The organism is Streptococcus sp. UBA4344 (assembly GCF_002393675.1).
GTDB lineage: Bacteria > Bacillota > Bacilli > Lactobacillales > Streptococcaceae > Streptococcus > Streptococcus vicugnae.
The window spans coordinates 1-26,052 of sequence record NZ_DGTE01000049.1 but is presented as its reverse complement, the minus strand read 5'-3'; the positions used below and the strand labels follow the sequence as shown (position 1 = coordinate 26,052).

Annotated in this window: 26 protein-coding genes and 1 pseudogene; all 27 read right to left on the bottom strand. The window is 36.2% G+C overall.

Annotation, left to right across the window (positions count from 1 at the left end):
• Positions 1-337: 337 nt before the first annotated feature.
• Positions 338-1,057: a beta-glucanase gene (gene bglS, locus B4D49_RS09480; RefSeq protein ID WP_286784205.1), complete on the bottom strand. Its 720-nt coding sequence runs from the start codon at positions 1,055-1,057 to the stop codon at positions 338-340.
• A gap of 383 nt (positions 1,058-1,440) precedes the next feature.
• Positions 1,441-1,614: a hypothetical protein gene (locus tag B4D49_RS09475; protein WP_199543493.1), complete on the bottom strand. Its 174-nt coding sequence runs from the start codon at positions 1,612-1,614 to the stop codon at positions 1,441-1,443.
• Positions 1,615-1,765: 151 nt separating this feature from the next.
• Positions 1,766-1,975, bottom strand: a complete 210-nt coding sequence (locus B4D49_RS09470) for a CsbD family protein (RefSeq protein ID WP_286784204.1) — start codon at positions 1,973-1,975, stop codon at positions 1,766-1,768.
• A 126-nt stretch (positions 1,976-2,101) separates the two neighbouring features.
• A complete protein-coding gene (gene rpmH, locus B4D49_RS09465; protein ID WP_002885866.1) occupies positions 2,102-2,236 on the bottom strand; it encodes a 50S ribosomal protein L34 in 135 nt (44 codons plus the stop codon).
• 106 nt (positions 2,237-2,342) lie between these two features.
• Positions 2,343-2,441, bottom strand: a complete 99-nt coding sequence (locus B4D49_RS09460; RefSeq protein WP_246454261.1) for a helix-turn-helix domain-containing protein — start codon at positions 2,439-2,441, stop codon at positions 2,343-2,345.
• Positions 2,442-2,452: 11 nt separating this feature from the next.
• Entirely contained in the window at positions 2,453-3,202 is a 750-nt protein-coding gene (locus B4D49_RS09455; protein ID WP_286784220.1) for a hypothetical protein, read from the bottom strand.
• Positions 3,203-3,258: 56 nt separating this feature from the next.
• Positions 3,259-3,830: pseudogene (locus tag B4D49_RS09450) on the bottom strand (hypothetical protein).
• Between the two features lie 47 nt (positions 3,831-3,877).
• The gene (locus B4D49_RS09445) at positions 3,878-4,105 is read right to left on the bottom strand and encodes a hypothetical protein (RefSeq protein WP_286784203.1); all 228 of its coding nucleotides are present in this window, start codon (positions 4,103-4,105) and stop codon (positions 3,878-3,880) included.
• A 192-nt stretch (positions 4,106-4,297) separates the two neighbouring features.
• Positions 4,298-7,642, bottom strand: coding sequence for a GBS Bsp-like repeat-containing protein (locus B4D49_RS09440; protein WP_286784202.1), 3,345 nt, complete (start codon positions 7,640-7,642; stop codon positions 4,298-4,300).
• Between the two features lie 140 nt (positions 7,643-7,782).
• On the bottom strand, positions 7,783-7,974 hold the full coding sequence (locus B4D49_RS09435; RefSeq protein ID WP_286784201.1) for an LPXTG cell wall anchor domain-containing protein: 192 nt from the start codon (positions 7,972-7,974) through the stop codon (positions 7,783-7,785).
• 78 nt (positions 7,975-8,052) lie between these two features.
• On the bottom strand, positions 8,053-8,484 hold the full coding sequence (locus B4D49_RS09430; RefSeq protein WP_286784200.1) for a hypothetical protein: 432 nt from the start codon (positions 8,482-8,484) through the stop codon (positions 8,053-8,055).
• A 225-nt stretch (positions 8,485-8,709) separates the two neighbouring features.
• Positions 8,710-9,111 carry a DUF3021 domain-containing protein gene (locus B4D49_RS09425; RefSeq protein ID WP_132868985.1) on the bottom strand — a complete coding sequence of 134 codons (402 nt, stop codon included), beginning with the start codon at positions 9,109-9,111 and terminating at the stop codon, positions 8,710-8,712.
• Positions 9,112-9,121: 10 nt separating this feature from the next.
• Positions 9,122-9,577 carry a LytTR family DNA-binding domain-containing protein gene (locus B4D49_RS09420; protein ID WP_286784199.1) on the bottom strand — a complete coding sequence of 152 codons (456 nt, stop codon included), beginning with the start codon at positions 9,575-9,577 and terminating at the stop codon, positions 9,122-9,124.
• Positions 9,578-9,580: 3 nt separating this feature from the next.
• Positions 9,581-10,429 (bottom strand): ABC transporter permease, encoded by an 849-nt coding sequence (locus tag B4D49_RS09415; RefSeq protein ID WP_286784198.1) that lies wholly within the window; start codon positions 10,427-10,429, stop codon positions 9,581-9,583.
• A gap of 1 nt (position 10,430) precedes the next feature.
• The gene (locus B4D49_RS09410; protein WP_286784197.1) at positions 10,431-11,282 is read right to left on the bottom strand and encodes an ABC transporter ATP-binding protein; all 852 of its coding nucleotides are present in this window, start codon (positions 11,280-11,282) and stop codon (positions 10,431-10,433) included.
• Positions 11,283-11,404: 122 nt separating this feature from the next.
• Entirely contained in the window at positions 11,405-12,412 is a 1,008-nt protein-coding gene (gene jag, locus B4D49_RS09405; RefSeq protein ID WP_286784196.1) for an RNA-binding cell elongation regulator Jag/EloR, read from the bottom strand.
• Positions 12,413-12,424: 12 nt separating this feature from the next.
• Complete coding sequence (locus B4D49_RS09400; protein ID WP_024344383.1) at positions 12,425-13,240, bottom strand: YidC/Oxa1 family membrane protein insertase; 816 nt, start codon at positions 13,238-13,240, stop codon at positions 12,425-12,427.
• Entirely contained in the window at positions 13,224-13,583 is a 360-nt protein-coding gene (rnpA, locus tag B4D49_RS09395) for a ribonuclease P protein component (protein WP_286784195.1), read from the bottom strand. The genes B4D49_RS09400 and rnpA overlap by 17 nt, the downstream gene beginning before the upstream one ends.
• Before the next feature lie 140 nt (positions 13,584-13,723).
• Complete coding sequence (argH, locus tag B4D49_RS09390; RefSeq protein WP_132868987.1) at positions 13,724-15,118, bottom strand: argininosuccinate lyase; 1,395 nt, start codon at positions 15,116-15,118, stop codon at positions 13,724-13,726.
• 398 nt (positions 15,119-15,516) lie between these two features.
• On the bottom strand, positions 15,517-16,707 hold the full coding sequence (locus tag B4D49_RS09385; protein WP_074560967.1) for an argininosuccinate synthase: 1,191 nt from the start codon (positions 16,705-16,707) through the stop codon (positions 15,517-15,519).
• A gap of 198 nt (positions 16,708-16,905) precedes the next feature.
• A complete protein-coding gene (locus B4D49_RS09380) occupies positions 16,906-17,835 on the bottom strand; it encodes an ATP-binding cassette domain-containing protein (RefSeq protein WP_015695756.1) in 930 nt (309 codons plus the stop codon).
• Positions 17,828-18,895, bottom strand: coding sequence for an ABC transporter ATP-binding protein (locus B4D49_RS09375; protein WP_015695757.1), 1,068 nt, complete (start codon positions 18,893-18,895; stop codon positions 17,828-17,830). Before B4D49_RS09375 ends, B4D49_RS09380 begins: the two co-directional genes overlap by 8 nt.
• 8 nt (positions 18,896-18,903) lie before the next feature.
• Positions 18,904-19,830 carry an oligopeptide ABC transporter permease OppC gene (gene oppC / locus B4D49_RS09370; RefSeq protein ID WP_015695758.1) on the bottom strand — a complete coding sequence of 309 codons (927 nt, stop codon included), beginning with the start codon at positions 19,828-19,830 and terminating at the stop codon, positions 18,904-18,906.
• Complete coding sequence (locus B4D49_RS09365; RefSeq protein WP_039691323.1) at positions 19,830-21,329, bottom strand: ABC transporter permease; 1,500 nt, start codon at positions 21,327-21,329, stop codon at positions 19,830-19,832. Before B4D49_RS09365 ends, oppC begins: the two co-directional genes overlap by 1 nt.
• Before the next feature lie 60 nt (positions 21,330-21,389).
• On the bottom strand, positions 21,390-23,369 hold the full coding sequence (locus B4D49_RS09360; protein WP_074564538.1) for a peptide ABC transporter substrate-binding protein: 1,980 nt from the start codon (positions 23,367-23,369) through the stop codon (positions 21,390-21,392).
• Positions 23,370-23,642: 273 nt separating this feature from the next.
• Positions 23,643-24,809, bottom strand: coding sequence for a CynX/NimT family MFS transporter (locus B4D49_RS09355; protein WP_286784194.1), 1,167 nt, complete (start codon positions 24,807-24,809; stop codon positions 23,643-23,645).
• A gap of 257 nt (positions 24,810-25,066) precedes the next feature.
• Positions 25,067-26,052: glutamate--tRNA ligase (gene gltX, locus B4D49_RS09350; protein WP_286784193.1), on the bottom strand; the 986-nt coding region annotated here is incomplete at its 5' end.

The following is a 26,052-nucleotide window of genomic DNA, read 5'->3' as shown; positions in this document are numbered from 1 at the left end:
AGATTATTAGAGAAACAGTTTTGACGCTCACTCTCTATAATCTCATATCTACTTTATAGTCCATTACAGCCATTCTACGAGCTTATTTTATCTTATCGAATATTTTATCATTCCTTCTCTTAATCAAGTAAAAAACGATTCAAAAACTCTTTCAATACATTAGTACAATTCAAAAAGGAACTGAGATAATCTCAGTTCCTTTTATCTTTAACGTTTTAAAAAGAAAGAATTTTAAAGAGTTATTTTGTTGAGAGAGATTTTAACCGATTTATTTGGGGAGTGTAGTTATAATCAGTTAAGTAAAAACAAATTGTTATTTGGTTACTGTCTAGCTTTATTAAAATTGGTCGTAGCTAATCCAGTCATAGTATGCATACAAAGGAGTTCGACCATTGTATGGAGCCAACCATGCATCTACGCCTTTTCCTGGCCATGCATTCATCATAATCTTACCAGGTGTGTTAGGAATATCGCTATAAGCAGTATAAACAGCATTTCCATCAACATACCAAGTAATATGATCTGCTTGCCAATCAAAGCCATAAGTATGGAAACCTTGAGAAGCATCAAAGCCTAAATTGTGAAGATGCACATGTTCGTCATTTTGACCTCTACCGTTAGTAAAGTAGTTGAATTGAACTTTTGTTGTATCTTTCCCTAAGAATTCAATATCAATTTCGTCCCATGGTTTGCCTTCACTTGGACCAGTATAAGTGAAGAAAGATGAAACAACCCCTGGGTTTTTAATAGGTTTCATGTTGACTTGGTAAAGACCATATCCAAAACGATCTTTACTACGCCACTCACCTCCAGTGTAACCACCGCGGCCATCACTATCAATTTTAAGGCTCATCAAACCATTATTAAATCCAACATTTCCAGGGACAAAATTACAGTTAAACATACTGCCATTAGAACCATTACGAAGTTCCATAGTGTTACCATTATAACCATTTAATTCTTGACTATAATGATATTTGCTCTGCGCATCAACACCTTGTTGAATCCCAAAGAAAGCCAAGAAGAGAACAATTAGACAACTAACTTTTTTCCACATAATAATACCTCAATTTAAATCATTTTAAAAAGGAGTTCTGTTAGAAAAAGGAACTAATCTCCTCTACTACAAATTGAAAACGCCTAATCAATCGTAGTTAAATTCACTTTTTCTTTTCAGTAACTTTTACTTCAAAAATGGGGCAATTTTTCTTTTTCATAATTCCGAAAAGAATGCTAGTCACACGAATAATGTTTCTCTCTAAAATCCTCCTTACACCGTTATGTCATAAGTATAGCGCTTTCATTTTTTATAATATATTATATTGTCACAAAAAATATCACATTTACGACCTGAAGGCAGAAAATTAAAAAGTCTTCTTAGAACCATTTTGTAAAATAACTCTAAGAAGACTTCTTAAAAATAAAGAAATAAGTTATCTGTTAAACGTGATGACTCAATTTCACTCGTTTATAAGACATGATAACTTGCATCAATGCTGACAAAAAGAAGATGACTGCAGCAAAAATCAAAACACTTTTCACGCCACTATCCAGAAATGCTAAAACCAACAAAATCAAATCAATAATTCTGACATAAACACTAATTTCTTTCATCAACATATCCTTCCTTCATAATTTTCTATGTTATGTATTTTTATAAAACCGCTTTCATTTATATTATACTACATTTTCCACTATTTTTTCATAAATTCTTAAATTTTTTTATAAAAAACCACAATTTCAAAGTGAAACTGTGGTTTAATTACTATTTTTTCTTATCTAATGCTTTCTTGATGCTATCAACACCCCCCTCAGAGCCTTCTTTGATATCATCAACAATTTCCCTACCTTTAGCCAGTGTTTTATCAACCAAGCCTTCAATTTCTACCTTTTTATCACCAGTTACCTTACCTAGCCCTTCCTTAAGACTTCCCTTAACTTGGTCCAGTTTAGCTTTGTATTTTTCGTCAGACATACCACTGTCCTCCTATCTTTAAGTTACCTAGAGTCTACCATTTTACTTTAGAAAAGTAAAAGAATTCGCTTTCATTTTAGTCAAAATAAAAGCCGCCAGACTCGAGCACTGGCGGATAGTCTATCATTAAGCAGATAAAACTTTACGTCCTTTACGACGACGAGCAGCAAGCACGCGACGTCCGTTTTTAGTTGACATACGGTGACGGAATCCGTGTTTACGTTGACGACGGATTTTACTTGGTTGATAAGTACGTTTCACGATGAATACCTCCTCATAGATTTTCGTATTCGTTTAGCCGGCTATATTTGATCAGTTACTAAACATACCATACTATTTTATAATAAGTCCGTCTAACTGTCAAGCTCTACTTTGAAATAGTTGATAATCCGATACCCGTCTCTGCAGATAATTCCTTCATTGTCTTTCCAAATTGTTTTCGTAATTCATTCACTCTATTATCCAATAAAACACCCCCTATGATACATTCAACAATTGTTTTGCTTTACGTTGTGAACCAATCAACAAAATCAAGAAGACTACACATTTACCTATGTAACTAAATCCTGAAGCATATGCTCCCAACCAGCTATCTTTATCCAATTGAACTAATGTATCAACTCTGAATCCTTGCCAAATAGCAAGTAGTAGAATTATTACTGCACCTTGAAGAGCAATTGCACCAAATGTTTTTAAAAAATTAATGGCAATATGCCGAGTACTATCACCCATCCAAAAGGCAACAATGACTGGTGCTATTGCTTTGAAAAAATACAATTCAATAAATCGTAATAGAACAATTACTCTTAAGGATAATGTTGCAGCTGCTCCAACAATGAAACCAATACCGTCAATCATTAATCTAATTCCATATTTACCGTGTTTAATTGGAACATATTGAAAACCTGCGCCTTTAAAATCAACACCAATTAACTTAGCAATGTCATTAGTGAACCACATAATAGCATTTAATACAGCACCTGATTGAGCAACTAGAAAGTATGCAATAAAGTATTTTATAGCAACTTCTAAAAACAACTTCCAAGTCATTTCGCCACCTTGATTACGAATAAATCGGTACCATGAAAGCATCTCAATTAAAAACAAAATTGACACCAAAATATAGCCAATTGCCATCAAAGACTTATTGATTGCACCGATTGATGAATTAACTGTTTTATTATAACTACCTAAAGTTTTAGTTAATTCAGAAAGAGTTTTATCCATACCTCTCCTTTCTAACAAAAAATAAAAAAGAACCTCGAAAGGTTCTTATCAAATCATTATTTGTATTCTTCTACTTTTGAAAAAGTAGCAATAAGAGCAAGTAAAACAATCACTATTCCAATAATCCAAGCATCCAAAACAGGGTGAGGGACAAAATTAGGGACTGCATTGAGGAAAAAATCTTTTCCTAGAATAAAATCCATAATCTCTCTAAATGGAGTTGGGAAAGTATTACTTTCTAAATCAGAACCATATTTTATATCTGTAATAATTCCAATAATAAATCCAAACATAAACTTAGAAACAAACCAAATGACAAATACACCGATCGCTGATTTGATGAGATTAAAGAAAAGCATTGTTAAGTATAGTGGAGACATAAGGATAAAGAATAAAGCTTTAAAAAACCACGTCCCAGAAAGCTTAAAGCATCTTTCAAATGTTCGCCTAAAGATGGCTTATAAGAAGCATTAATACGTTCCAATTCAGCTTGTGACTCCTCTGGTGTATGCCATTTAATACCAAAGTGTTCCCATTGAGCATTATCTAATTCATAAGCCGTTGGTGGACGTCCATTAGTGGCTTCAAAATCTTTGGCAAAAGCTACATAATCAAATTCCTTTCTCATTCCTTTTTCTCCTTGTAACCCTTTTACTTGCCTTTATTATACCATATTTAGAATGAAATTGCTCGCATAGCCGCAACAATTGCTGCTGCAACACCAGCTGAAATAACCGCAATAGCACCACCTGAAACCATTGAGGTCATTCCCTGGTCCATCATGGCTGGGTTACCATTTTTACGACCTGAGAAATAGTCAAAGGCTCCTGTGAGTACCCATCCAAGACCTACAATTGAAAGAATTGCTCCTAATGTTGTAACAACACGAACTGCTGTATCCATAATAAATTTCTCCTTTTAAGTGTAATAAAAAAAAGACTGTAAATTGTCTTATCAGTTATTTTTACAGTCTTTATCAATAGAGCCTTACCTGCTCCACGCAACAAGCCACCTAGGCGATTTATTTTGACACTATTTAGAAAAAAGGTGACTTGCTGGTTAGAGCAGGCAAAGCCTGTTTTAATAAAGTATTATTTAAATATCTATGATTTTAACAAATGGATTTCCTAAACCACGAGTATCCACACTTTGCGTACTTTGCTCATTCCAAAGTGAGACAATTGGATACCAACCGTTATTGGCTGAATTGTATGGGTCGTAAACATAAGTATTTCCATTTGAATAGCCTTTAAGAACAATCTCATGGCTTGTTCCCCATCCCCACGGAGAGAATTTGTCCTGTTGAACGGCAGCTACCACATGATGCCCTTCTTTAAGAGCACTTGTTAAGGCAGCTGAGGAATTAAGAACAGTCGGTGTCAAGCCCCATTGACGAGAGGCAACCAAGATACCATTTCCTGTTGTTCCTTCTGTTCCTCGATTAAACTCAACAGTATTGTTATAGAGGTAACTTGCTACTGTAGTTGGAAGCACTTCATTTCCTGTTAGAGATGAGAAGACCATGGCAAGACTGGTTGGGACGCAGCCTGTAGATGCCAAAGTGTAGTAACCATAGCGATTACCACCCCAACGACCATCACGTTGGTTGTAATAAGGTGTACTATAATTTGTACGTTTAACGGTAAAATCAGTAGACGTCAAGAAGTACATTTGACCATTATCAGACTGATACACATGTAGATGATAAGTTCCCGTACCAGAATGATTAGCAACATTAATGAGACCACTAGCACTTGTTCCTGAAGTTGTCGCATCATACCACTTAATGTCATCTTGTCCATTCGTATCAGACCAAACAGCGTATTTAACCGTTCCACTTGAATAAACACCTGAAACGTTAACGCTATAGACACCTGTTCCTTTATAAGTCGTTGACACACTAGCTGTTGTTTGTTTATTATTTAAGCCATACTGACCGAGATTATAACCAATTGTTTCACCATCTTTAGTTTTCACATAGACATGGATAGTGTAATCCGCTGAAATATTATGATGGTATTTTTCATCAACTGTAATCACAACTTTGCCATTTGACACCTTAGAACTTGTATACCAGTGAATATTTTTTTGATTAGGATCTGACCAAGCCGCAATTGACACACTAGCAACATCTTTCGAAGTTTCTGTCTCTGCAATTACTACTTGTAAAGTACCGTTAGCCGCATTATGATTCTGAACAGTTACCGTTGGTTTTGAAAGGCTTTGATTAAAGGTTAAATCAATCCCATCTGAGCCTGATAAAGCCACAAATGAATGTGTCACTTCACTTGTTCCATAGACATGGACATTATAATGACCCGCCTCAAAGTTATGATTTTTAGCATAGAACGTGTAGGTATAACTTCCGTCTGACTGTTTAGTAGCTTTATACCATTTCAAATCATCTTGATTATTCTTACTTGTCCATGTTGGCAATTGAATATCATGGATATAAATAGGGACGTCCGTCACTGTTACCTTAGCTGAGGTATCACTCACTTTAGTAATACTTACCTTAACTTCTGGTTTTGGGACATCGATGCTTGTTGCACTAATGATTTGCATTTGTCCTTTAACAACAGCATAGGTATGAATCAAATAAGGGCCATAATCACCTGTATAGGGAGCGGTTGTCTTACCACTATGATCAACTTTATACCATTTAAGATCATCTTGGTTATTTTTCATAGACCAGACCGCATGATAGACCGTTAAGTTTGTACTCACATCACTTGGCATAGTAATGTAAATCCCTTTTTCACCTAAAGAAGCTTGAACCTGTACATCTCCATATTGATAATCTGCTGTGAATCGTGTCCCAAGTAACCCTGTTAAGTTATTTGTCACACGACTATTACCGTACACATGAACGTTGTAAGTCCCTGCTTCTAAGTTGTGAGTCGCTTCACTAAAGATAACATAATAAGAGCCATCAGCGGCTTTTGTTGCCTTATACCACTGAATATCATCTTGACCACCTTTTTCAGTCCACGTTGGTATTTGAATACTATCAATGTAAACTGGTACATCTGTGACAGTCACTTTATAAGTTGTAGCACTTTCCTTGGTGATTGTTGCTTTAGCGCTTGGCTTTGGAACATCAATCGATGTCGCACTCAAGCAAACCATTTGCCCTTTAACCACGCCATAAGTATGAATCAAATAAGTGCCATAGTCACCTGTATACTTAGCTGTTAATTGACCATTTGAAGGAACTTTATACCAAACAATATCATCTTGATCGTTTTTAGCAGACCAAACCGCATGATAAACTGTCATTCCTTGGCTAACATCACTTGGCATAGTGATGTTAATACCTGTTTGAGCAAGACTAGCAGATACCGCAACATCTCCAAAAGCATAGTTGCCTTGGAAGCTTGTGCCTGTCAACCCTGTTAGAGAATTGGTAACAGCACTTGTTCCGTATACGTGAACATTGTACTTACCGCTTTCAAGGTTATGTTCGGCAACACTGATAGTTGCAGAGTAGGTTGTCGAACCATCCTTGGTAGTCTTATACCAAATAATATCATCTTGCCCCTTATTTTCCGTCCAAGTTGGCAAGGTTACACTAGTAATATAAACTGGTACGTCTGTAACAGTTACTTTATAAGTTGTAGCGCTAGCTTTTGTAATGGTTACCTTAGCACTTGGTTTTGGCACGTCAATTGTTGTTCCGTTCAGTCCAGTCATCTTTCCATTGAGATTTTGGTACGTGTGAACATTGTATTTACCGTATGAGCCCGTATATTTAACGGTTGCTTTTCCGTTGCTATCTGCGGTGTACCAAACTAAGTCATCTTGACCATTAACGTCAGACCAAACGGCAAACATGATTTTAGCGCCATTTGCAATGGCTTGATTGTATTGTAAGTTAAAGCCGCTGCTTGCTAGAGAAACGCTTGTGACTTCATTAGTCGCATTTCCAGTTGCTCCACGCTCAACAGTCACATTGTCAGCTGATTCTTCAACAGTTACTTCTTGTTCATCAGTTTGGACAGAATCTTGTGTGTCAGCTGCTTTATCTTCTGTTTGCTCTGCTATTTCACTATTAGATACTTCTATTTCAGCAGTCGTTTGTGAGCTTTCTTCGCTATCTGATGACACGTCTTTTGCTGTTTCAGAATCAGCGTTATCAGTTGTCATCTGTTCTTGAACATCAGCTTGGTTATCTTCAGAAACCGTTTCCTGTTCATCATTAACCGTGACAGTTTCTTCACTAACAACAGGCTCTGTTTCAGTAGCAGCTCCGTTGTTGTCTGCTTCCGTAGCAACTGAATCAGTTGCTAATTCAGTTGTCGTATTGGTTTCAATAGTTGTTTCATCTGCGCTAACACTTGCTGTTCCTAAGGTAGCAATTAAAACTCCCGATAGTAACAAGGTTCCAATGGCACCATAGGCTTTCGATTTTTTGATTGTTCCATGACCTTTTTGTTTCATAAACACTCCTTCATTCGATGATTAGTTTTGATTATTATAACAAAATCTTAAGCTATTTTTAAGGTAAACGCTTCATTTTCCTTAAAAATCAAAGACCGCACAAGGTCTTGTTCTATTGTGCAGTCTTTAAAAAGTAATCATCAGTCTTCTTTGCGTTTACGAACGCCAAGGATACCAAAGACAAACATTAGTACACCAATAAGTGATGCCATAATATTGAGTGGTGTTGTTTCGTCACCTGTCAATGGCAGAACACTAGATTGAACAACTGGAACATCTTCAACTGGTGTTTCAGGCGTTTCTGGAACTTCTGGGTCTGGCGTGTCAGTCACAACTTCTGTTTGGGAATCAACACCATTAATTGTATTGATAAGAATGTTATGAACGTCACCTGATGCAATACGTTCAGCTTAAAGCCAAGCGTTAACATCAAAAGTACCAACAATACCAAGTGATTGTAAGAAGTCGCTATCAACAACTAATTTCCAAACTCCTGCTTCTTCATCCCAAGTCACTTTGACGATAGAGTTAACAAACTCTTCATTTGTATCTTGGTTAAACGTGAAGTAGAAAGCGTACTCTGTTCCTTCTGGAATAACGTCACCTGCTTTAATAACTGTTCCTGAAATAGAACCATCTGCGTTAACAATGTTAACCCTACCCGCCTTAGAATTCATCACCTGCTGATTTTGTAAAAAATCATCCCAAGTAAATGTTTCTCCTGACTCGTCTGCTAAAACCGTCAGATGACTTCCAAAACTAAGCAATGTAAACGTGATGACCGTTGTTCTCACTGTAGCTTGGCATATTATCCCTTTCATCGCAATCGCCCTTTCCCTCATAAAAAGACAGTCCTTAAAAACTCCCAAAAAAAGAGAACAGAAACCTGCTCTTTTCTACGTGACTATCTCTAATATATTTGCTTTTTTACATTTATTTTCGGTAATCTCCCTAAAAGATACCAATGTCATCATATCATTTGATATAACTTTTTTCCACATATTTTGAGCATTTTTAAGCAGCTAAAAAGCCTCTTAAAAACATAGAGACTTTTATTAGTAGATTATCTATTGATCTATTTTTTCTTTCAATTTCTGGTTAATATTTTTTACGCGATTGTTAAAACTAATATAAATCACAAACCAAATAATCAAATACGTTAAGACAAATTCCCCTAAAAATTGCCATGACCAAATAAAGGATTTTGTAATACCAAGAAGTATATTCAACCAGCTATTCAAACTATAAACTAAACAAAAGTGAATAATGATTTCCCATATCATTGGGATGGCCTCAATTTCAAAAATCATACTGACCAAGCCAATCAAGCCACTTATAAAGACAACATAGGTTATCTGTTGAACAGTTTGCACCTCAACATGACATTGCCATAAGTAAAATAAGTAAATAAGACTTCCAAAACCAATCCCAATTAAAAAATACGCAACGCCTCGTTTAAGATATCTCATCAATCACACCTCACATTCCCAAAGCTTTTTCGACATTAGACAGATAACGTCTACTAACATCTGTCGTAATATCATTTGTCAGCAAAGCTAGCATATTTCCTGAAAAGCTACTCTCTAACGATTTTAAATGATTAATATTAATCAAGGCGTGCTTTGAGACCTGCACAAAATCTGGATTAGCTAGTCGCTCACGGAACTTGTATAAACGATCATTTGTCACAAGTCTCCCATTGGTCGTCTCTAAAACTAAGGAACTTCCGTCAACATCCACAAGAATCAAATCTGATACACGTAACATTTCTGTTCGAACCGATGTTTTAATTGGCAAAATTTCCATTCTACTCTGCTCAAATTTTGCTAAATAATCTAAAACCTCCTGAACAGCTTGGTTACATTCTCCACTTAGTACTAAAACTTCAATAGCATCTTTTGGTAAGTTACTATCCTCTTCAAACTGGTAGTGCACCCTTTAACTCCTCTTATTTCTTTTTAGTAATGACAATCTTTTAGCATATAAACTAAGAGCCAAAAGAACAATTACTCCACAAATGACAAGACTAACTAAAAGCATTTCTTGGTTCAAGGTCGTTAATCTTTTTAATTTTAAACCAATTCCTAAAAATTCTTTTGCATCTGCGTTTACGGCATCTTTTCCAATTAAGAGCTGACGATAGGCAGCTGAGACATAGGCAGCAGGCGTCAATTTAACCACTTTTTGTGCAAAATCAGGCAGAGCTCCAATTGGCATGTAAACCCCAACAAGAAAACCAGAAACAGTTCCAACAATTGTCGCCAAAGCTTCACTTGTTGATAAGGTTTTAATGAATTGCAAGACAAACAAAGCAATTCCTGATCCCATAATAGAACTTAGGAGCATGACTAAAAGGATTTGTGGTAAATAATCTAAATCAAAATTAACATCATCTTTCCAGTAGAAGTACAATTTCATAATGGCTAACATAATTAATTGCATGATAAAACCAATCACACTAGAAGAAATCAAATAGCCAAGATAAAGTTTTAAACGAGAAATGTCTGTTAATAAAAAGTCTTCCAATTTATGGCTTACCTTATCCTGAACCAATCGCGTAACCCCAGTCCAAGTTGTTGTAATACTCGTAACAGCTAACGTTCCACCTAGAACCCAATTATCAAGAAGTTCTTCCAAATTCGGTGTTCCTGCAAATGAATCCTGCATATTTTTCTGCAAGAAAATCACATAAAGAATAAAAGCAATCAAGGCTCCAAGTAATGAGAAAAAGACACTAGCCTTATTTGAAAAATAAAGTTTTAAGTTTCGTTTTGTCATTGCCCACATCTTACGCCATCTCCTTTCCCGTAATGTTCAAAAAGACATCATTGATATTTGCTTTAACATAATCAAAATCATTAATAACTGTACGTTTATCTGATAAAATGGCCAAAGCTTTTGCAGAATCTTCAACAATAATTTTCAAACGACCATCTCCCAAACGCTTACAGTCAAGGTCTGAGAAAGCAGCTACGTCACTTGTTTCAACCAATAAATATGGTTTTGAATAAGCTTCTTTTAATTCCTTAGCAGAACCTTTAGCCAAAACCTTCCCTTGGTCAATGATATAGGTCATATCCGCATTCTCTGCTTCTTCAAGATAATGAGTTGTCAAAAAGATGGTTAACTTCTCTTCGCGCTGCAAACGACGTAATAAATCCCAAATAGCCTCACGTGTCTGAATGTCAAGCCCTGTTGTCGGCTCATCCAAAAATAACAAGTTAGGTTTATTCAAAAGCGCACGAACAATATCAACACGACGTCGTTGCCCTCCAGATAATGTGCCATAAGCCTGATTAAGAAAAGTGTCCAAGCCTGTTAATTGAATTAATTTTTCTAACCAAACTTTATCTTTTTGATGATAAAGTGCTTGTCGACTCTTTAAATTATCCAAAACACTTAGTTCAGCATCAAGAACGCTATCTTGAAAAACCATTCCAATCTTCAAATCTGCTGCCAATTCAATCTCCCCTGAAGTTGGTTCTAATAAACCAGTTAGCATCTTCATCGTTGTTGATTTCCCAGCACCATTTGTCCCGATATAGGCTAACAATTTCCCTTCTTCCACTTCCAAATTTAAGTGATCAATTACTGTTTTATCTCCGAAGGTTTTGATTAGATTTTTTGTTCTAATTAGCATAATCGTCCCTCCCTTTTGACATTATTTTATCAAAAAAAGGCCCGATATAAAGCCTTTTTCGGTAAGCGGTTAAAAATACTTGCTAAGCGGTAAATAAAAAAGCCCTAACGGGCTTTTTCCTCTTATTGAACAGGTGTGACAACCACATAACGATTTGGATCGTTACCTTCAGAATAACTATCAACACCTTCGATACCAGTGATTGTTTTATGAACAATTTTTCGTTCACTATTACTCATTGGATCCATAACATAATCTTTACCAGTTTCAAGTACGCGACTAGCAGCTTTACGTGTGAATTCAATCAATGTTTCTGTACGATGTTCTACGTAATCATGAACATTTAAGATAACAGAGAAGTTCTTTGAATAACGGTCATGTAGGAAATTTTGTGAAAGCAGTTGAAGTGACTTCAAGACTTTTCCGTGATAACCAATGACACGACCTGCTTCTGGTGTTTCAATTTGTAAGTTAATTTGACGACGGTTGTGGCTTGTCTCAACAGTTGCCTCAATATCCATCTCATAAATCACTTTTTTAACGTAGTCAGCAACTTCTTCAGTTGCTTTTTCAATATCTTTACTCAATTCACGTTGAGCTGGAAATTCACTAGCAACAAATTCTTCAAAGCTTTGATCTGTATTAACAGGTTTTGGTGTGTCTGAAACTTCTTTAGCCTCTTGAGCAATTTCTTTAGCGTCATTTACTTTGCCAAGTGCTTCTAGAACTTCTGTATGACCAGCTTCTTCAAGAATGGTTTGTGTTTTTTTCTTGTGCATGACGATATCCTCTTTGACTGAGTCATCAATGACTTCGCCACGCTCTTCCATTTTCTTAATGATGCTAGCAACTTTTCGAAGCTCCATAGTATCTTCAAATTTTGATGATACTGGCTCATTTTTTTGATTAACTTCTTCTGGTACACCTTTAACTGCTTTTTGGTTTGCTCGGTGAGCAGTTACTTCGTTAATCCCTTCAATATCTACTTGAGCTGGTTTCTTACCAAAACCAAAGAAACCTTTTTTCTCACGAGAAACAACTTTAATGTGGGCTTTAAGACGTGAAAGATTTAACTCTTTCAAACCTTTTTCAATAGCATCTTCAACAGTCCGACCTGTGAATATTACCATATTCTTATCCTCTTACTTTCTTCTCTTTTGCGCTTTCTTCTTAGCACGACGAATTTTAGCGGCACGTTCTTTTTCAGCTTCTTCTTCTGCTTTACGCTTAGCAATAATTTTAAACGGATTGTTCAATAGAAGAATTTGGAAAACTTGGAAAGCATTTGATACTGCCCAATATAGTACAACCCCTGATGCCAAACGGAAACCAAAGAAGAAAATCATGATTGGCATCACGTAAGTCATCATCGTCATTGCCATGTTTTTCTCACGCGCAGCTTTATTACTCAACCAAGTTGAAAGGAAAGTAAAGAAAGCAGCCAAGACAGGCAAGATATAGTATGGGTCTGGTTGTGACAATTCAATCCACAAGAAAGTTCCAGTTTTTAGGAAAGCAACACGAGTCAATGCTTGGTACAAAGCCATCAAAATTGGCAATTGAATCACTAATGGAAGCATTGTCGCATATGGATTAACACCATATTCTTTATAAAGAGCTTGACTTTCCTCAGTCAACTTCATGCGGCTGTCAGTATCACGACCAGGATATTTTTCTTGTAATTTTTTAAGTTCTGGCTGCAAATCTTGCATTTTTTGACTAGATTTGATTTGCATATTAAACAATGGCATCAAGATTGCTCGAATGATGATTGTAAAGAGAATAATCCCCACACCAATACGACCATTAATTGAAAGCCATTGAATAGCTTTGGCAAAGAAGTAAACAATTTGTTCCCAACCATTTGTTGAGGAAGCGGTTACTTCGCTGCGCCCACAAGCAGCCAAAAGACCTAAAGTAAGACTACTTAATCCTAATAATTTAATCTTTCTTTTCACTATTGAGACCTTCCTGATATAAATTAGCAAGTTTTAAAACGTGCAATAGATTTTTTTTCACTTCATGGTAATCAAGTTCCTCGACACCTTTACGCGCAATGATGACAAAGTCCTGATTAATCAAGTTTGGTGACAATTCCATGATAACGTGACGAATTTTTCGTTTAATACTATTACGAGTAACTGCGTTACCAAGTTTTTTGCTCACAGAAAGCCCTACTCGATAGTGGCTCTGATTTTTTTCTAAATGATAAAGGACAAATTTTCGGTTAGCAACACTTGTTCCTTTGCTAAAAATCGCCTGAAAATCTTTGTCACTTTTGACACGATAGGTTTTCTTCAACGTACGACTCCATTCTAAATTATTTTTATTATACCATAAAATTCAAAAAAGCCCTAACCTCTAAAGAGTTTGGGCTTATTATCTTTAAAATATTTTTATTGGAAAATACGCTTAAAAATCTTGGAAAGCCTAAATGTCTATTAATCTAGATTTTGCAAGTCTTCATTGGCTAATTTAATTTGCCATTTCACTTGGTCAAAACCTGTACCACCTAGTGAATGACGACGTTCAACAGCTGTATGAGATTTCAATGTTTCATAGATATCTTCTTCAATCAAATCTGAAATTTCTTGATAGCGTTCAAACGGCACATCTTGCAAATAATAACCTGCTTTAGTGCATTCTAGAACCAATTTACCAACAATTTCATGTGCTTGACGGAACGGAAGACCTTTGCTTGCAAGATAGTCAGCCAACTCAGTTGCATTTGAGAAGTCTTTTTCAGTGGATTCAGCCATGTGCTCTTTGTTGACGGTCATTGTTTTAAGCATGCCAGCCAAAATATCGATAGCTACTGTAATTGTTTCAACTGTATCAAACATGCCTTCTTTATCTTCTTGTAAATCTTTATTGTAAGCCAAAGGTAAAGATTTCATGACTGTCAAAAGGCCAAATAAGTTACCGTAAACACGACCAGATTTTCCACGAATCAACTCAGCCATATCTGGATTTTTCTTCTGTGGCATGATTGATGATCCTGTTGAGAAGGTATCAGAAAGTGTCACAAACTTAAATTCATTTGAGCACCAGCTGATGATTTCTTCACAGATACGGCTCATGTGCATCATCAAAATAGAACTGTTTGACAAAAATTCTAGAATAAAATCACGGTCAGACACCGCATCAAGTGAGTTGCTGTATGGTTTAGCAAAGCCCATGAGCTCTGCTGTCATCTCACGATCAATTGGGAAAGTTGTTCCAGCAAGAGCAGCTGCGCCAAGTGGTGACATGTCAGCATGCTTGATGTTAAATTCAAAACGTTCACTATCACGTGTAAACATGTTGTAGTATGCCATCAAATGATGTCCAAATGAAATAGGTTGAGCATGTTGTAAATGCGTATAACCTGGCATGATAGTGTAGACATGTTCATCAGCTAAATGAACCAAAGTTTTACGCAAGTTCGTAAGCTTTTCAATCACTTCATCAAGCTTAGCCTTTAAGTACAAGTGCATATCAGTTGCCACTTGGTCATTACGTGAACGAGCTGTGTGTAATTTACCAGCTACAGGACCAATTTTTGCTGTCAAAAGACTTTCCATATTCATGTGAATGTCTTCATTTGACACATCAAATTCAATTTTTCCTGCCTTGTATTCTTCAAGCAATTCTTCAAGACCTGCTTTGATTTGATTGGCTTCTTCTTTTGCGATAATCCCTGTTTCACCAAGCATTGTCACGTGAGCAATTGAGCCTTTCAAATCAAACTCTGCCATTTTTTGGTCAAAAGAAATCGATGCTCCAAATTCTTCAACCCACTTTTCAAGACCAGCTTCAAAACGCCCGCCCCATAATTTATGATTTTCTGTTGTCATAGCAATGATACAATGAACTACCATCCAAAGTGGCGTTCAAAGCCTTTCTCTTTTCTTATCTAGTCATGAGTATAGCTGGTTCACTTGCTTTTAAAGCACGCGAAGCGACTATACTAAATAAGTCCAAGGAGCGACCTAGGACTTATAATGTGTTGCCTCACGGGGCGAATGTCTTAAATGATTCTCACAGGATATCATTATTTAAGCTCGATGCCACTCTCTGTTGACATTAACGAGGGTTTGGTAAGTTATAAGAAAAGAGTCTCAGATGGGGCTCCCTGTCCCCTTTTATCTGAAATTTTCTTTTCTTTTTATACCTTTATTGTTTATTTGGCTGTGACTGATTCACGCCCATGTTTTTCTTTTCTTTTTCATAATCGACTGCTTAAGCAGATGATTTATTTGTTGTTAACTTGTGAGTTAACTTGAGTTGGTAGTCCCCAAAGTTTGATGAAGCCTACAGCTGCATCTTGGTCGAAGCTATCAGCTGATGTGTATGTTGCCAAGTTTTCATCGTAAAGTGAATTTGGTGATTTACGAGCAACAACTTTTGCTGAACCTTTGTACAATTTAACTTTTGCAGTACCATTAACCACTTTTTGTGTTTCTTTAATATAAGCAATAATTGCTTTTGTTGCTGGGCTGAACCACAAAGCATTGTAAATAAGGTTTGACAATTCATTTTCAAGAATTGGTTTGAAGTGAGATACTTCACGAACCAATGTGATGTCTTCGATTTCTTTGTGAGCTGTCAAAAGTGTGATAGCACCTGGGCATTCGTAAATTTCACGTGATTTGATACCAACCAAACGGTTTTCAACGTGGTCAATACGTCCGACACCATGTTTACCTGCGATAGCATTGACTTCTTGGATAAGGTCAGCCAATTTCATTTCTTTGCCGTTAAGAGCAACTGGTTTACCTTCCTTGAATTCGATATCGATGAATTCTGGTGTATCAGGAGCTTCTTCTGGAGAATTTGTGATACCAAAGGCATCTTCTGGAGCTTGGTTCCATGGATTTTCAAGAACACCACATTCATTTGCACGACCCCAAAGGTTTTGGTCAACTGAGTATGGGTTATCTAGGTCAGCTGGAACTGGCACACCATTTGCTTTAGCGTATTCGATTTCTTCTTCACGAGACCATTTCCATTCACGAACTGGAGCGATAACTTTCAATTCTGGGTCAAGCGCAGCAATTGCCACTTCAAAACGAACTTGGTCATTCCCTTTACCAGTACAACCGTGAGCGATTGTTGTCGCACCTGTTTTATGAGCAATTTCTACCAATTTCTTAGAAATGACTGGACGGCTAAGCGCTGATACCAATGGGTATTTTTGTTCGTAGTAAGCGTGAGCTTGAAGTGCTGGAAGCACATATTCTTCAGCAAATTCATCTTTAACATCAAGAACGTAAGATTCAACCGCACCAACTTTAAGTGCTTTATCATGAATAAAATCAAGGTCTTTACCTTCGCCGACGTCCATACAAACGGCAACGACATCATAATCTTTCATAAGCCAAGTAATGGCAACTGAAGTATCAAGACCACCAGAGTACGCAAGGATAACTTTTTCTTTTGACATAGGACTACTCTCTTTTCTTATTTTGTGTTTTTATCAACTTTATGTGTATAATTATACATACCAAAAACAATCCTGTCAACACTTTTTTGAATATTTTTTCAAAAAAGCTTAATTTTTTATGATTTTATAACAAATATACAGTATATATACAAATATTCAGCGATTTTATGCAAAATAATAAACCTATAAATAGGTTTATTATTTATTTAGTCGTTTTTGGTAGTCAGATAGTTCAACTTTATTTGCCCAGACAAAATGATTTGGGCGAATTTCCACCATCTCAGGTTTATCTGTTGAGTAATCGTGTTGACTTGGATCATACACAATTAATTCTTTTTGACGTTCAAGAATAGGATCTGGAATTGGAACCGCTGAAAGTAATGAACGTGTATAAGGATGGATTGGATTATTAAATAGCTCTTCTGTCTCCGCTACTTCAACAATAACACCTTTATGGATAACCGCAATACGATCTGAAATAAAACGAACTACAGACAAATCATGTGCGATAAAGAGATAGGTTAAGCCTTTTTCCCTCTGGATGCGTTTCAAAAGATTTAATACTTGAGCACGCACTGAGACATCTAAAGCTGAGATTGGTTCATCTGCAATGATAAATTCAGGATCCATGACCAAAGCACGCGCAATTCCAATACGCTGACGTTGTCCCCCTGAAAATTCATGTGGATAACGTGTCAAATGCTCTGGCAATAATCCTACCTCAGTCATCATCTCTGCTACTTTACGTTTTCGATCAGCATCATCTTCAAAATGATGAAAATTATATAAGCCCTCCGAAATAATATAATCAACGGTTGCTCGCTCATTTAAACTAGCTGCTGGATCTTGGAAAATCATTTGAATTTTGGAAATCAAATCATTATGTTCAGCAGATGTTTTCTTACCGTTAATACGTTTACCAGCATATAAAATGTCGCCATTACTTGTCTCATTCAATCCGATGATAGCACGACCGATGGTTGTTTTCCCCGAACCTGATTCACCAACTAATGAGAAAGTCTCACCTTTATTGATGAAAAAATTTGCATTTTTAACCGCAACAAATTTCTTTTTTCCTTCACCAAAGGAAATTTCCAAATTTTTTACTTCAACTAATTTTTCAGTCATTTCCTTCCTCCAAGTTAATCATTTTTCGAGAAATCTTTTGATGTAGATTTTGAATGACCTCTGGTTTTTCAACCTTCGGTGCATCTGGATGAAGTAACCATGTTTTTGCCCAGTGAGTTTCGGTTACAGGAAATTTAGGAACATCCTCTTCAAAATCAATTTTCATTGCATAGCGAGAACGAGGAGCAAAAGCGTCACCTTTAATAGGTGTATACAATGAAGGCGGTGTCCCTGGAATCGAAAAGAGAACACCATTGTCATCAGCCAATTGAGGAAGGCTTGATAATAAACTCCAAGTATAAGGATGTTTAGGATCATAAAAAATCTCTTCAACTGTTCCATACTCAACAATATCACCCGCATACATGACAGCTACCTTATCAGCAATACTTGCAACCACACCTAAATCGTGTGTGATAAAAATAGTTGTGAAATTATATTCTCTTTGCAACTCCTTTAAAAGATTAATAATTTGAGCCTGAATTGTTACATCAAGGGCAGTCGTAGGCTCGTCACAAATCAAGATATCTGGCTTACAAGCCAAAGCAATCGCAATGACAATACGTTGACGCATCCCACCTGAATACTGAAATGGATATTCATTAAAACGTTTCTTTGCTTCAGGAATGCCTACTTTTTTCATATAATCAATTGCTAGTTCCTTAGCTTCACTCTTACTTGCTCCTTGATGTTTGATAATAGCTTCTGTAATTTGGCTACCAATCGTTTGAATTGGATCAAGACTCGTCATTGGATCTTGGAAAATTGTCGCAATCTTACCACCACGAATTTTTCCCCATTCTGAATTTGACTTAATTTTTGTTAAATCTTGACCGCGATAATTAATAGAGCCCTTAGCGATACGTCCATTTGATTCCAACATTCCTGTGAATGTTTTCGTTAGGACTGATTTTCCACTACCAGACTCACCTACAACAGCAAGAACTTCACCTTCATAAAGATCAATTGAAATATTACGAATAGCTGTTAAAATACGATCTCGAACTTCAAATTCAACAACCATATCTCGAACACTTAAAACTTTATTTTTATCAGTCATACTTACTCCTATCTATGCGTACGTGGATCGCTAGCATCAGCAAGATTTTGCCCAACAATATAGAGAGGAAGCGATACTAAAATGAGCGTTGCTAATGGAATCCAGAAAAGATAAGCATTTGTTGTCAAATTAGAAGAATAATTTGAAATCAAACGGCCTAGACTTGGTTCAGTGACTGGAAGTCCAATACCAAAAGCAGATAAGAAGGCTTCATATGAAATGTATGATGGCAACATCTGAGAAACCATAGTAACAATAACAGAGACTAATTGGGGTAAAAGGTTTTTGGTCGCAATTTTTATAGTTGGTGTTCCTAAAGTACGACTAGCAAGATTGTATTCCAAATCACGATAACGCATCACTTGAACACGAATAGAGTAAGCAATACCAACCCAACCTGTAATACAAAATGCCAAAATCAAATTCCAAAATCCTGAACCTAGAGAATACGTTAAAATCATAACGATTAAGATAAATGGAAGATTTGAAATAACGTTATAAATTTCAATCATGATTTTATCGACTGCTTTAGAAATCCCCCAAAGTAGTCCTACTACAAGCCCAATAACCATATTAATAATAGTAGCAATAACCGAAATCAATATAGAATTTCTAGCACCGTACCAAACACCATCAAACAGCGACTGACCATTCTTATCCGTACCAAACCAATACTGACTATTTGGCCAAACATAGCGTTTTGAAAAATCGTTAATATCACTGACATCATTGAAATCAAAATTTGAAAACATTGGATAGATAAAACTCATCAGAAGAATAGCAATTAGCAAAATAAGCATTGCTATTGTCGACTTTTTAGAAAAGAATTGTCTAAAAACTGATTTCCAATATGAATAAGTCGGTGTATCAATAACTTCAGAGGCACTACTATCTAACTCAACAAATTCAAATTTACTTTTGTCTATATTAGTCATCACTTACCTCCTTTTGATGATAGTTTTATACGTGGGTCAAGAACAGTCATCAAAATATCTCCTACAAGAAGTGCAAAAATTGCTAAGACCGCAAAAATAAATACTAAGCCGATAACCATTGTATTATTAGCAGAAGCAATAGCATCAATCAACATTTTCCCCATACCTGGAAAAGCAAAAATTTTCTCAGTCAGAGTTGCCCCAGCAATAGTTCCCACGATTGCTCCAGGAATGCCATTCACAATTGGAACCATAGCATGTTTAAACAAATGATCTTGACAGATTTCTGTTTCAGACAAACCTTTTGCACGCGCAAATCGAACAAAATCACTACCTTGCAAATCCACCAAATAGCGACGGAACCAAACTACAATACCTGGTGTACTCAAAATTCCCAAAATGATAGCAGGCATTACGTAAGAACGTATATCTCCAGCACCTAATAATGGAAATGTATCTGGTAGGCCAAACACATTAGCACCAATAAAACGAATCACGTAAATAGTAGCAATACTTGGCATAGCCAGCATGAAAGTGACAGTTGCTGTTGAAAAGCGGTCAAAGATACCATCTTTATAACGTGCCATTAAAAGACCAATTGGCAAACCAAGAGCATAGGCAATTAAAATTCCGACAATACCTGCTTTCAATGAATTTGAAATCATTGAAGGTTCGGTGTAATTATTTTGAGTGGCAGTGTAGGCATCTCCCTTACCATAATTTGCAATATCACGAGCATCAGCCTTACTTGGTGATTTATATGAACGCGTATAAATATCGACTGATGATACTTTAGTTACTCCTGTTGGGAATGTCACTTCTTGTGCTAAAGTTTTCCCTTGGCCCTGAGTGATAACCTGTAATACAGGAATATTAGCAAAGCTTGGATATGAAATACCTAAATTGAAAGTAATAATATTTTGATGAATAAATGGGAACTTGCTATTAAAATAAATGAGATATTTATGCTGTGTCCCTGATCCAACAAGCGCTGGTCCAACGGCGGGATCATTTTCAAAACGGATATAGCGCTCTAATTTTGGATTTTCTGGATCATTAATTTTCCACGGATGATCAATCACAATCAAATTAGAATAAAATTTCCAAAGACGTTCATAAATTGGAATTTCACGTGTTGCAAAATATTTTCCAGAATCAAATTTTTCTAACTTCCATTTGCCAGAAATAGAATCAAGATAGTTTTGATACAATTGCTTATCAGCTACTGTTCCCTTGTCAGTCACCGATTTGTCGATTTTTTTGCTACCATTTACAAGTTCTTTAGTATTAAGGTAGTCGATATAACCCATGCGCTCATAAACAGTGTTCTCATAGTCAACTTTTTTATCATGTGTGACAGCGATTTTGGTGTAATTAGGGTCTTGCTTGAAAATTAGTTTTCGTGGAACAAGCGAAAACACAATCGCATATGATAATGTTGTCACCAAGAATATAGAAACTAAGGATCTTAATATTCGATTAAAAACATATTTTTTCATACTTTTCCTCAAAAGTTCAAAAGAACTCTCTCCAAAGAGAAAGTCCTTTTGGAACATTCATTATTTTTCTACGTGTTTAGCTAATTCTTTTGCAGCCTTTTCATTGGCTTTTTCTTTATCATTAAGCCATTTATTACGAGCTTTTTCATATTCTTTAGCTGTTACAGGTTTATCTTGGAGTTTTAGATATTTATATTGATAAGTTCCACCTTTAATACCAACATATGACCAAGCTCTTGAAAATGGTTTTACTCTTGTCACTTGTGGACGAGCACCATTAGTAACTGTTGGAATAGCTAATGCACTGTCTGTCAACCATGCTTGAGCTTTTGCGTATGTTTCATAACGCTGATCAACCTGATCTGAATCTTTAAGAGCATTTGCTTCATCAAGCAAGCTTTGATATTGATCAAGACCAGTAGATTTAATCAAGGCGTCATTATCTGAAGAAATACCAAGACGATATGTCATTGCCGCTGTCTTACCTGTACCAAAGATATCAAGATATGAAGATGGATCAGAATAGTCTGGTGACCAGCCTGAGAAGCCTAGGTCATAATCATTTTGCTCAGGACTTTCTGCTTGATAAGTTGCTGATAAGTACTCATCTTCTGTGACTTGTTTAAGGTTAATCACTACATTTTCTTTACCGAGATTAGATTCAACTGACTGTTTTAATGATTGTGCACGTTGTACAGAATCGTTGTCAGTTTGAGCAACTGGGAAATCAAGTTGGATTGGGAAGCTGACGCCTTCTGATTCAAGAGCTGATTTGGCTTTAGCAAATTCTGCTTTTGCTTTATCTGGGTTATACAAACCATCTTGAGCATCTGTAAGGTCGACATCTTTCCACTCATCACCATAAGATGCTAGGTCACTTTTAACAACATCACCAAATTCTTTACCATCAACTTGAACAAATGCTGGTGGTACCAAGCTATTGCGCAATGCTTTATTTTTGGCTTCTTCACCTGCAGTTTGAGCATTCCATGAACCACGGTCAAATGCAAATGTCACTGCTTGACGGAAGTCTTTATTGTTCATAGCTTTATTAGAATCAGATAATTGCGCATCTGTTTTATCTGATAAATTATGCAAAGTACGATTTAAATTGAAGTAAATCATAAATGTTGAAGCATCTTGTTGAGCATAAATAATATTATCACTATATTTCTTTTCTGCTGTTTTATAGCTTGGAGATGATGGATACAAGGCTGCACTTGTATATGAACCTTCATCAAAATTATTAAAGAGTGAATCTTGGTCTGAACCGTCAAAATAAGTCAACTTAACATCATCGATATGGACGTTGTCAGCATCCCAATAATTCGGGTTCTTTTCAAATTCCATTGAAGATTTGGCTGTAATTGATTTTAGTAAGTATGGACCGTTATAAAGCAATGATTCTGGGTCAGTTTGTTTACCAAAATCATTACCTTTTGATTTTAAGAAGTCCGCATTTACTGGACACATAATACCGTAAGTTAATTTAGAATTCCAATATGATTCAGGGGCATTCAGCGTATATTGGACAGTATGGTCATCAACTGCTTTAACACCAACTGTTGAGAAGTCTTTTGTCTTGCCATCGATATAATCCTGCAAACCTTTAATTGAATCTTGCACAATATAAAGAGCTTCTGATTCAACATCTGCAGCGTGTTTGAGACCTGTAACAAAATCTTCCGCTGTTACATCCGCATATTCTTCACCATCAGCAGTATACCATTTGGCATCATCACGAATTGTATAAGTGTAAGTCAAACCATCAGCTGACACTTTCCAATCTTTTGCAAGTGACGGAATCAAGTCGCCATACTGGTCATTTTCCATCAAACCATCAATAAGATTTGCTGTAATGTTACTTGTACCAGATTGGTTCATCTTAATATAATCAAGTGAAACTGGTTCAGAATTGTAGACATAGTTGTAAGTTGACGTTGCAGAGCTTGAAGATTTACCATTACCACAAGCTGCAAGCACTGATGCAGATAGTAGCACAACACCAGCACTTAAAATCCATTTTCCTCTTTTATTCATAACGTACCCCTTTTTGGAATATTTAAATTTTTCACACAATTCAATGTGAGATTATGACTGATATTATATCACTTGCTTCTTCTGAAATAAACAAAAAATATCAGAAAATTCTATTTTTTTGTTTTAAAATTCTAAAATCATTGATATATCAACATTTGTAGCTATCACATTTTGTTATAAAAAAACATTATAACTCGTTATATTCAAAAATTAGAACAATTTTATGCAAAAAAACTCCCCAGCAAAAGCTAGGGAACTAATGTTTTTCATCTATTATTGAATTTTTTCAAAGCGTTCTGTGTAGAACAAAGCTGCTGTCATCACAATTGTACAGATGAACAAGCAAAGTGCCGCTACTGTCCATGAACCAAAGAGGTTAAAACTAAAACCAAAAAGTGTTGGTCCAAAGGCTGCTAGGAAGTAACCACCTGATTGCACCATACCAGACAATTGTGCTGTTTGACTTGGTGTGTGTGATTTCATTGAGAATGTCACAAGCAAGTATGGGAACAAAGCACTAACAGCAATACCGATTAAAATATTAACTGTCAACCAATAAGCAAAGCTGCTTGTTTGGAAGAGAAGCATTCCTGTACCTACAATGGCACAAGCTGACACAATCGCAAGCATAGTTTTACGGTTTTTACTTGAAAGATTTGTTGTCAAAGTTGGGATTGTCAATGAAAACGGCAAGCTAATCAATGAATAAATTGAAGCTAAGATACCTGCTGCTTCGCTTGAAAGACCAGCTTGGCTAGCCATTGTTGGCAACCATGTCATTCCTGTGTAGAAAAGAAGAGATTGCAAACCACCAAAGACAAGAAGCGCGATAGCGGATTTATTTTTCCAAAGTGATGATGAACGTTTTTCTTCATCTTGCTCTGTCATGTGATTGTGGAAAGTATTTGGGAACCAAACTGCCAAAGCTACCAAAATCAAGAAGCTAAGAATCAGAATCAGACCTTTCCAAGATGTTGCTTTAACAATCGGAACAGCAACTGAAGCGGCAATTGATGATGAAAGCCCCATAGCTGTTGTATAAATCGTTGTCAACAATCCGATACGGAATGGTTGGTTTGCCAAAATGATACTTGGGAACAAAACGTTCATCATGGCAATGCTGATACCGATAATCATTGTTCCGATGTAAAGACTTGGAAGGTTAAGCACGCGCATGCTTGAACCGATAAACATGGCAATCAGAACCATGGTGAATAATTTTTCAAGTCCAAACTTATCCGCTAAACGTGGTGCCAAAGATGAACAAAAGGCAAACATAATCAACGGAATACTTGTCAAAACACCCAAAGAATTGACTGAAACTCCTAAACCATCCGCAACATAGCTAAGGACAGTCGGAATTGTCGTAAATGGGATACGCATAACAGCGCCCACAAGAATAATTCCTGGGACGAAAAAGATAGAATAGTCTTTTTTCATGTAACTCCTCTTAACTTATAAATAACAAAATTTTAAAGCTTATTATAACAAGAAGTAAATGACTTTAGAATAGGTAACTGCAAAGAAAACGTTTTTCACAAGCAATTAAAATCTTTCTAAAAATTCATAATTTTAGATAAAAATACAACTTAATACATTTGCTTGATTTACTCTAAAATAACAGCGTCTTTTTCTGACATACCGTCTAAAGGAAAATATAAAAAGCCTGAGACATTCATCTCAGACTTTTATTGATATTATTTCAAGTTGTTAAGCATGTTTTCGATGTGTTCGATTGATTTTTCACGACCAAGAAGGTAGATAGTATCTGGAAGTTCTGGACCGTGCATTTCACCTGAAACGGCGATACGGATTGGCATGAATAGGTTTTTACCTTTAATACCAGTTTCTTTTTGAACAGCTTTGATTTGTGGGAAGATGTTTTCTGATTTGAAATCTTCGTCACTCATTGCTTCCAATTTAGCTTTGAAAGCTTCAAGAACTGTTGGAACTGTTTCACCAGCCATGAATTCTTTTTCAGCTTCTGTCAATTCTGGGAAATCTTCAAAGAACAAGTCAGTCAATGGAAGGATTTCATCAACAGATTTCATTTGTGGTTTGTAAAGTTCAACCAATTTTTCAGCTTTGTCAGTCAAACGACCAGCTTCTTCCAAGAATGGTTTAGCCATTGCAAAGACTGTATCGAAATCTGCATTCTTGATGTATTCGTTGCTCATCCAGTCCATTTTCTTTTGGTCAAATGCAGCTGGAGATTTACTCAAACGGTGTTCATCAAAGAGTTTGATCAATTCTTCACGTGAGAAGATTTCATCTTCACCACCAGGGTTCCAACCAAGAAGAGCGATAAAGTTGAATACTGCTTCTGGCATGTAACCTTTTTTACGGTAGTCTTCGATGAATTGAAGAGTGTTTGTGTCACGTTTTGACAATTTTTTACCAGTTTCAGAGTTGATAATCAATGTCATGTGACCGAATTCTGGTGCTTCCCAACCAAGTGCTTCGTAAACCATCAATTGTTTTGGTGTGTTTGCGATGTGGTCATCACCACGGATAACGTGAGAGATTTCCATCAAGTGGTCATCGATAACAACGGCAAAGTTGTATGTTGGGTAACCATCTTTTTTCTGGATAACCCAGTCACCACCGACGTTTCCACCTTCAAATTCGATGTCGCCTTTAACGATATCATGCCATTTGTAGATACCTGATTCGTTAACAGCCA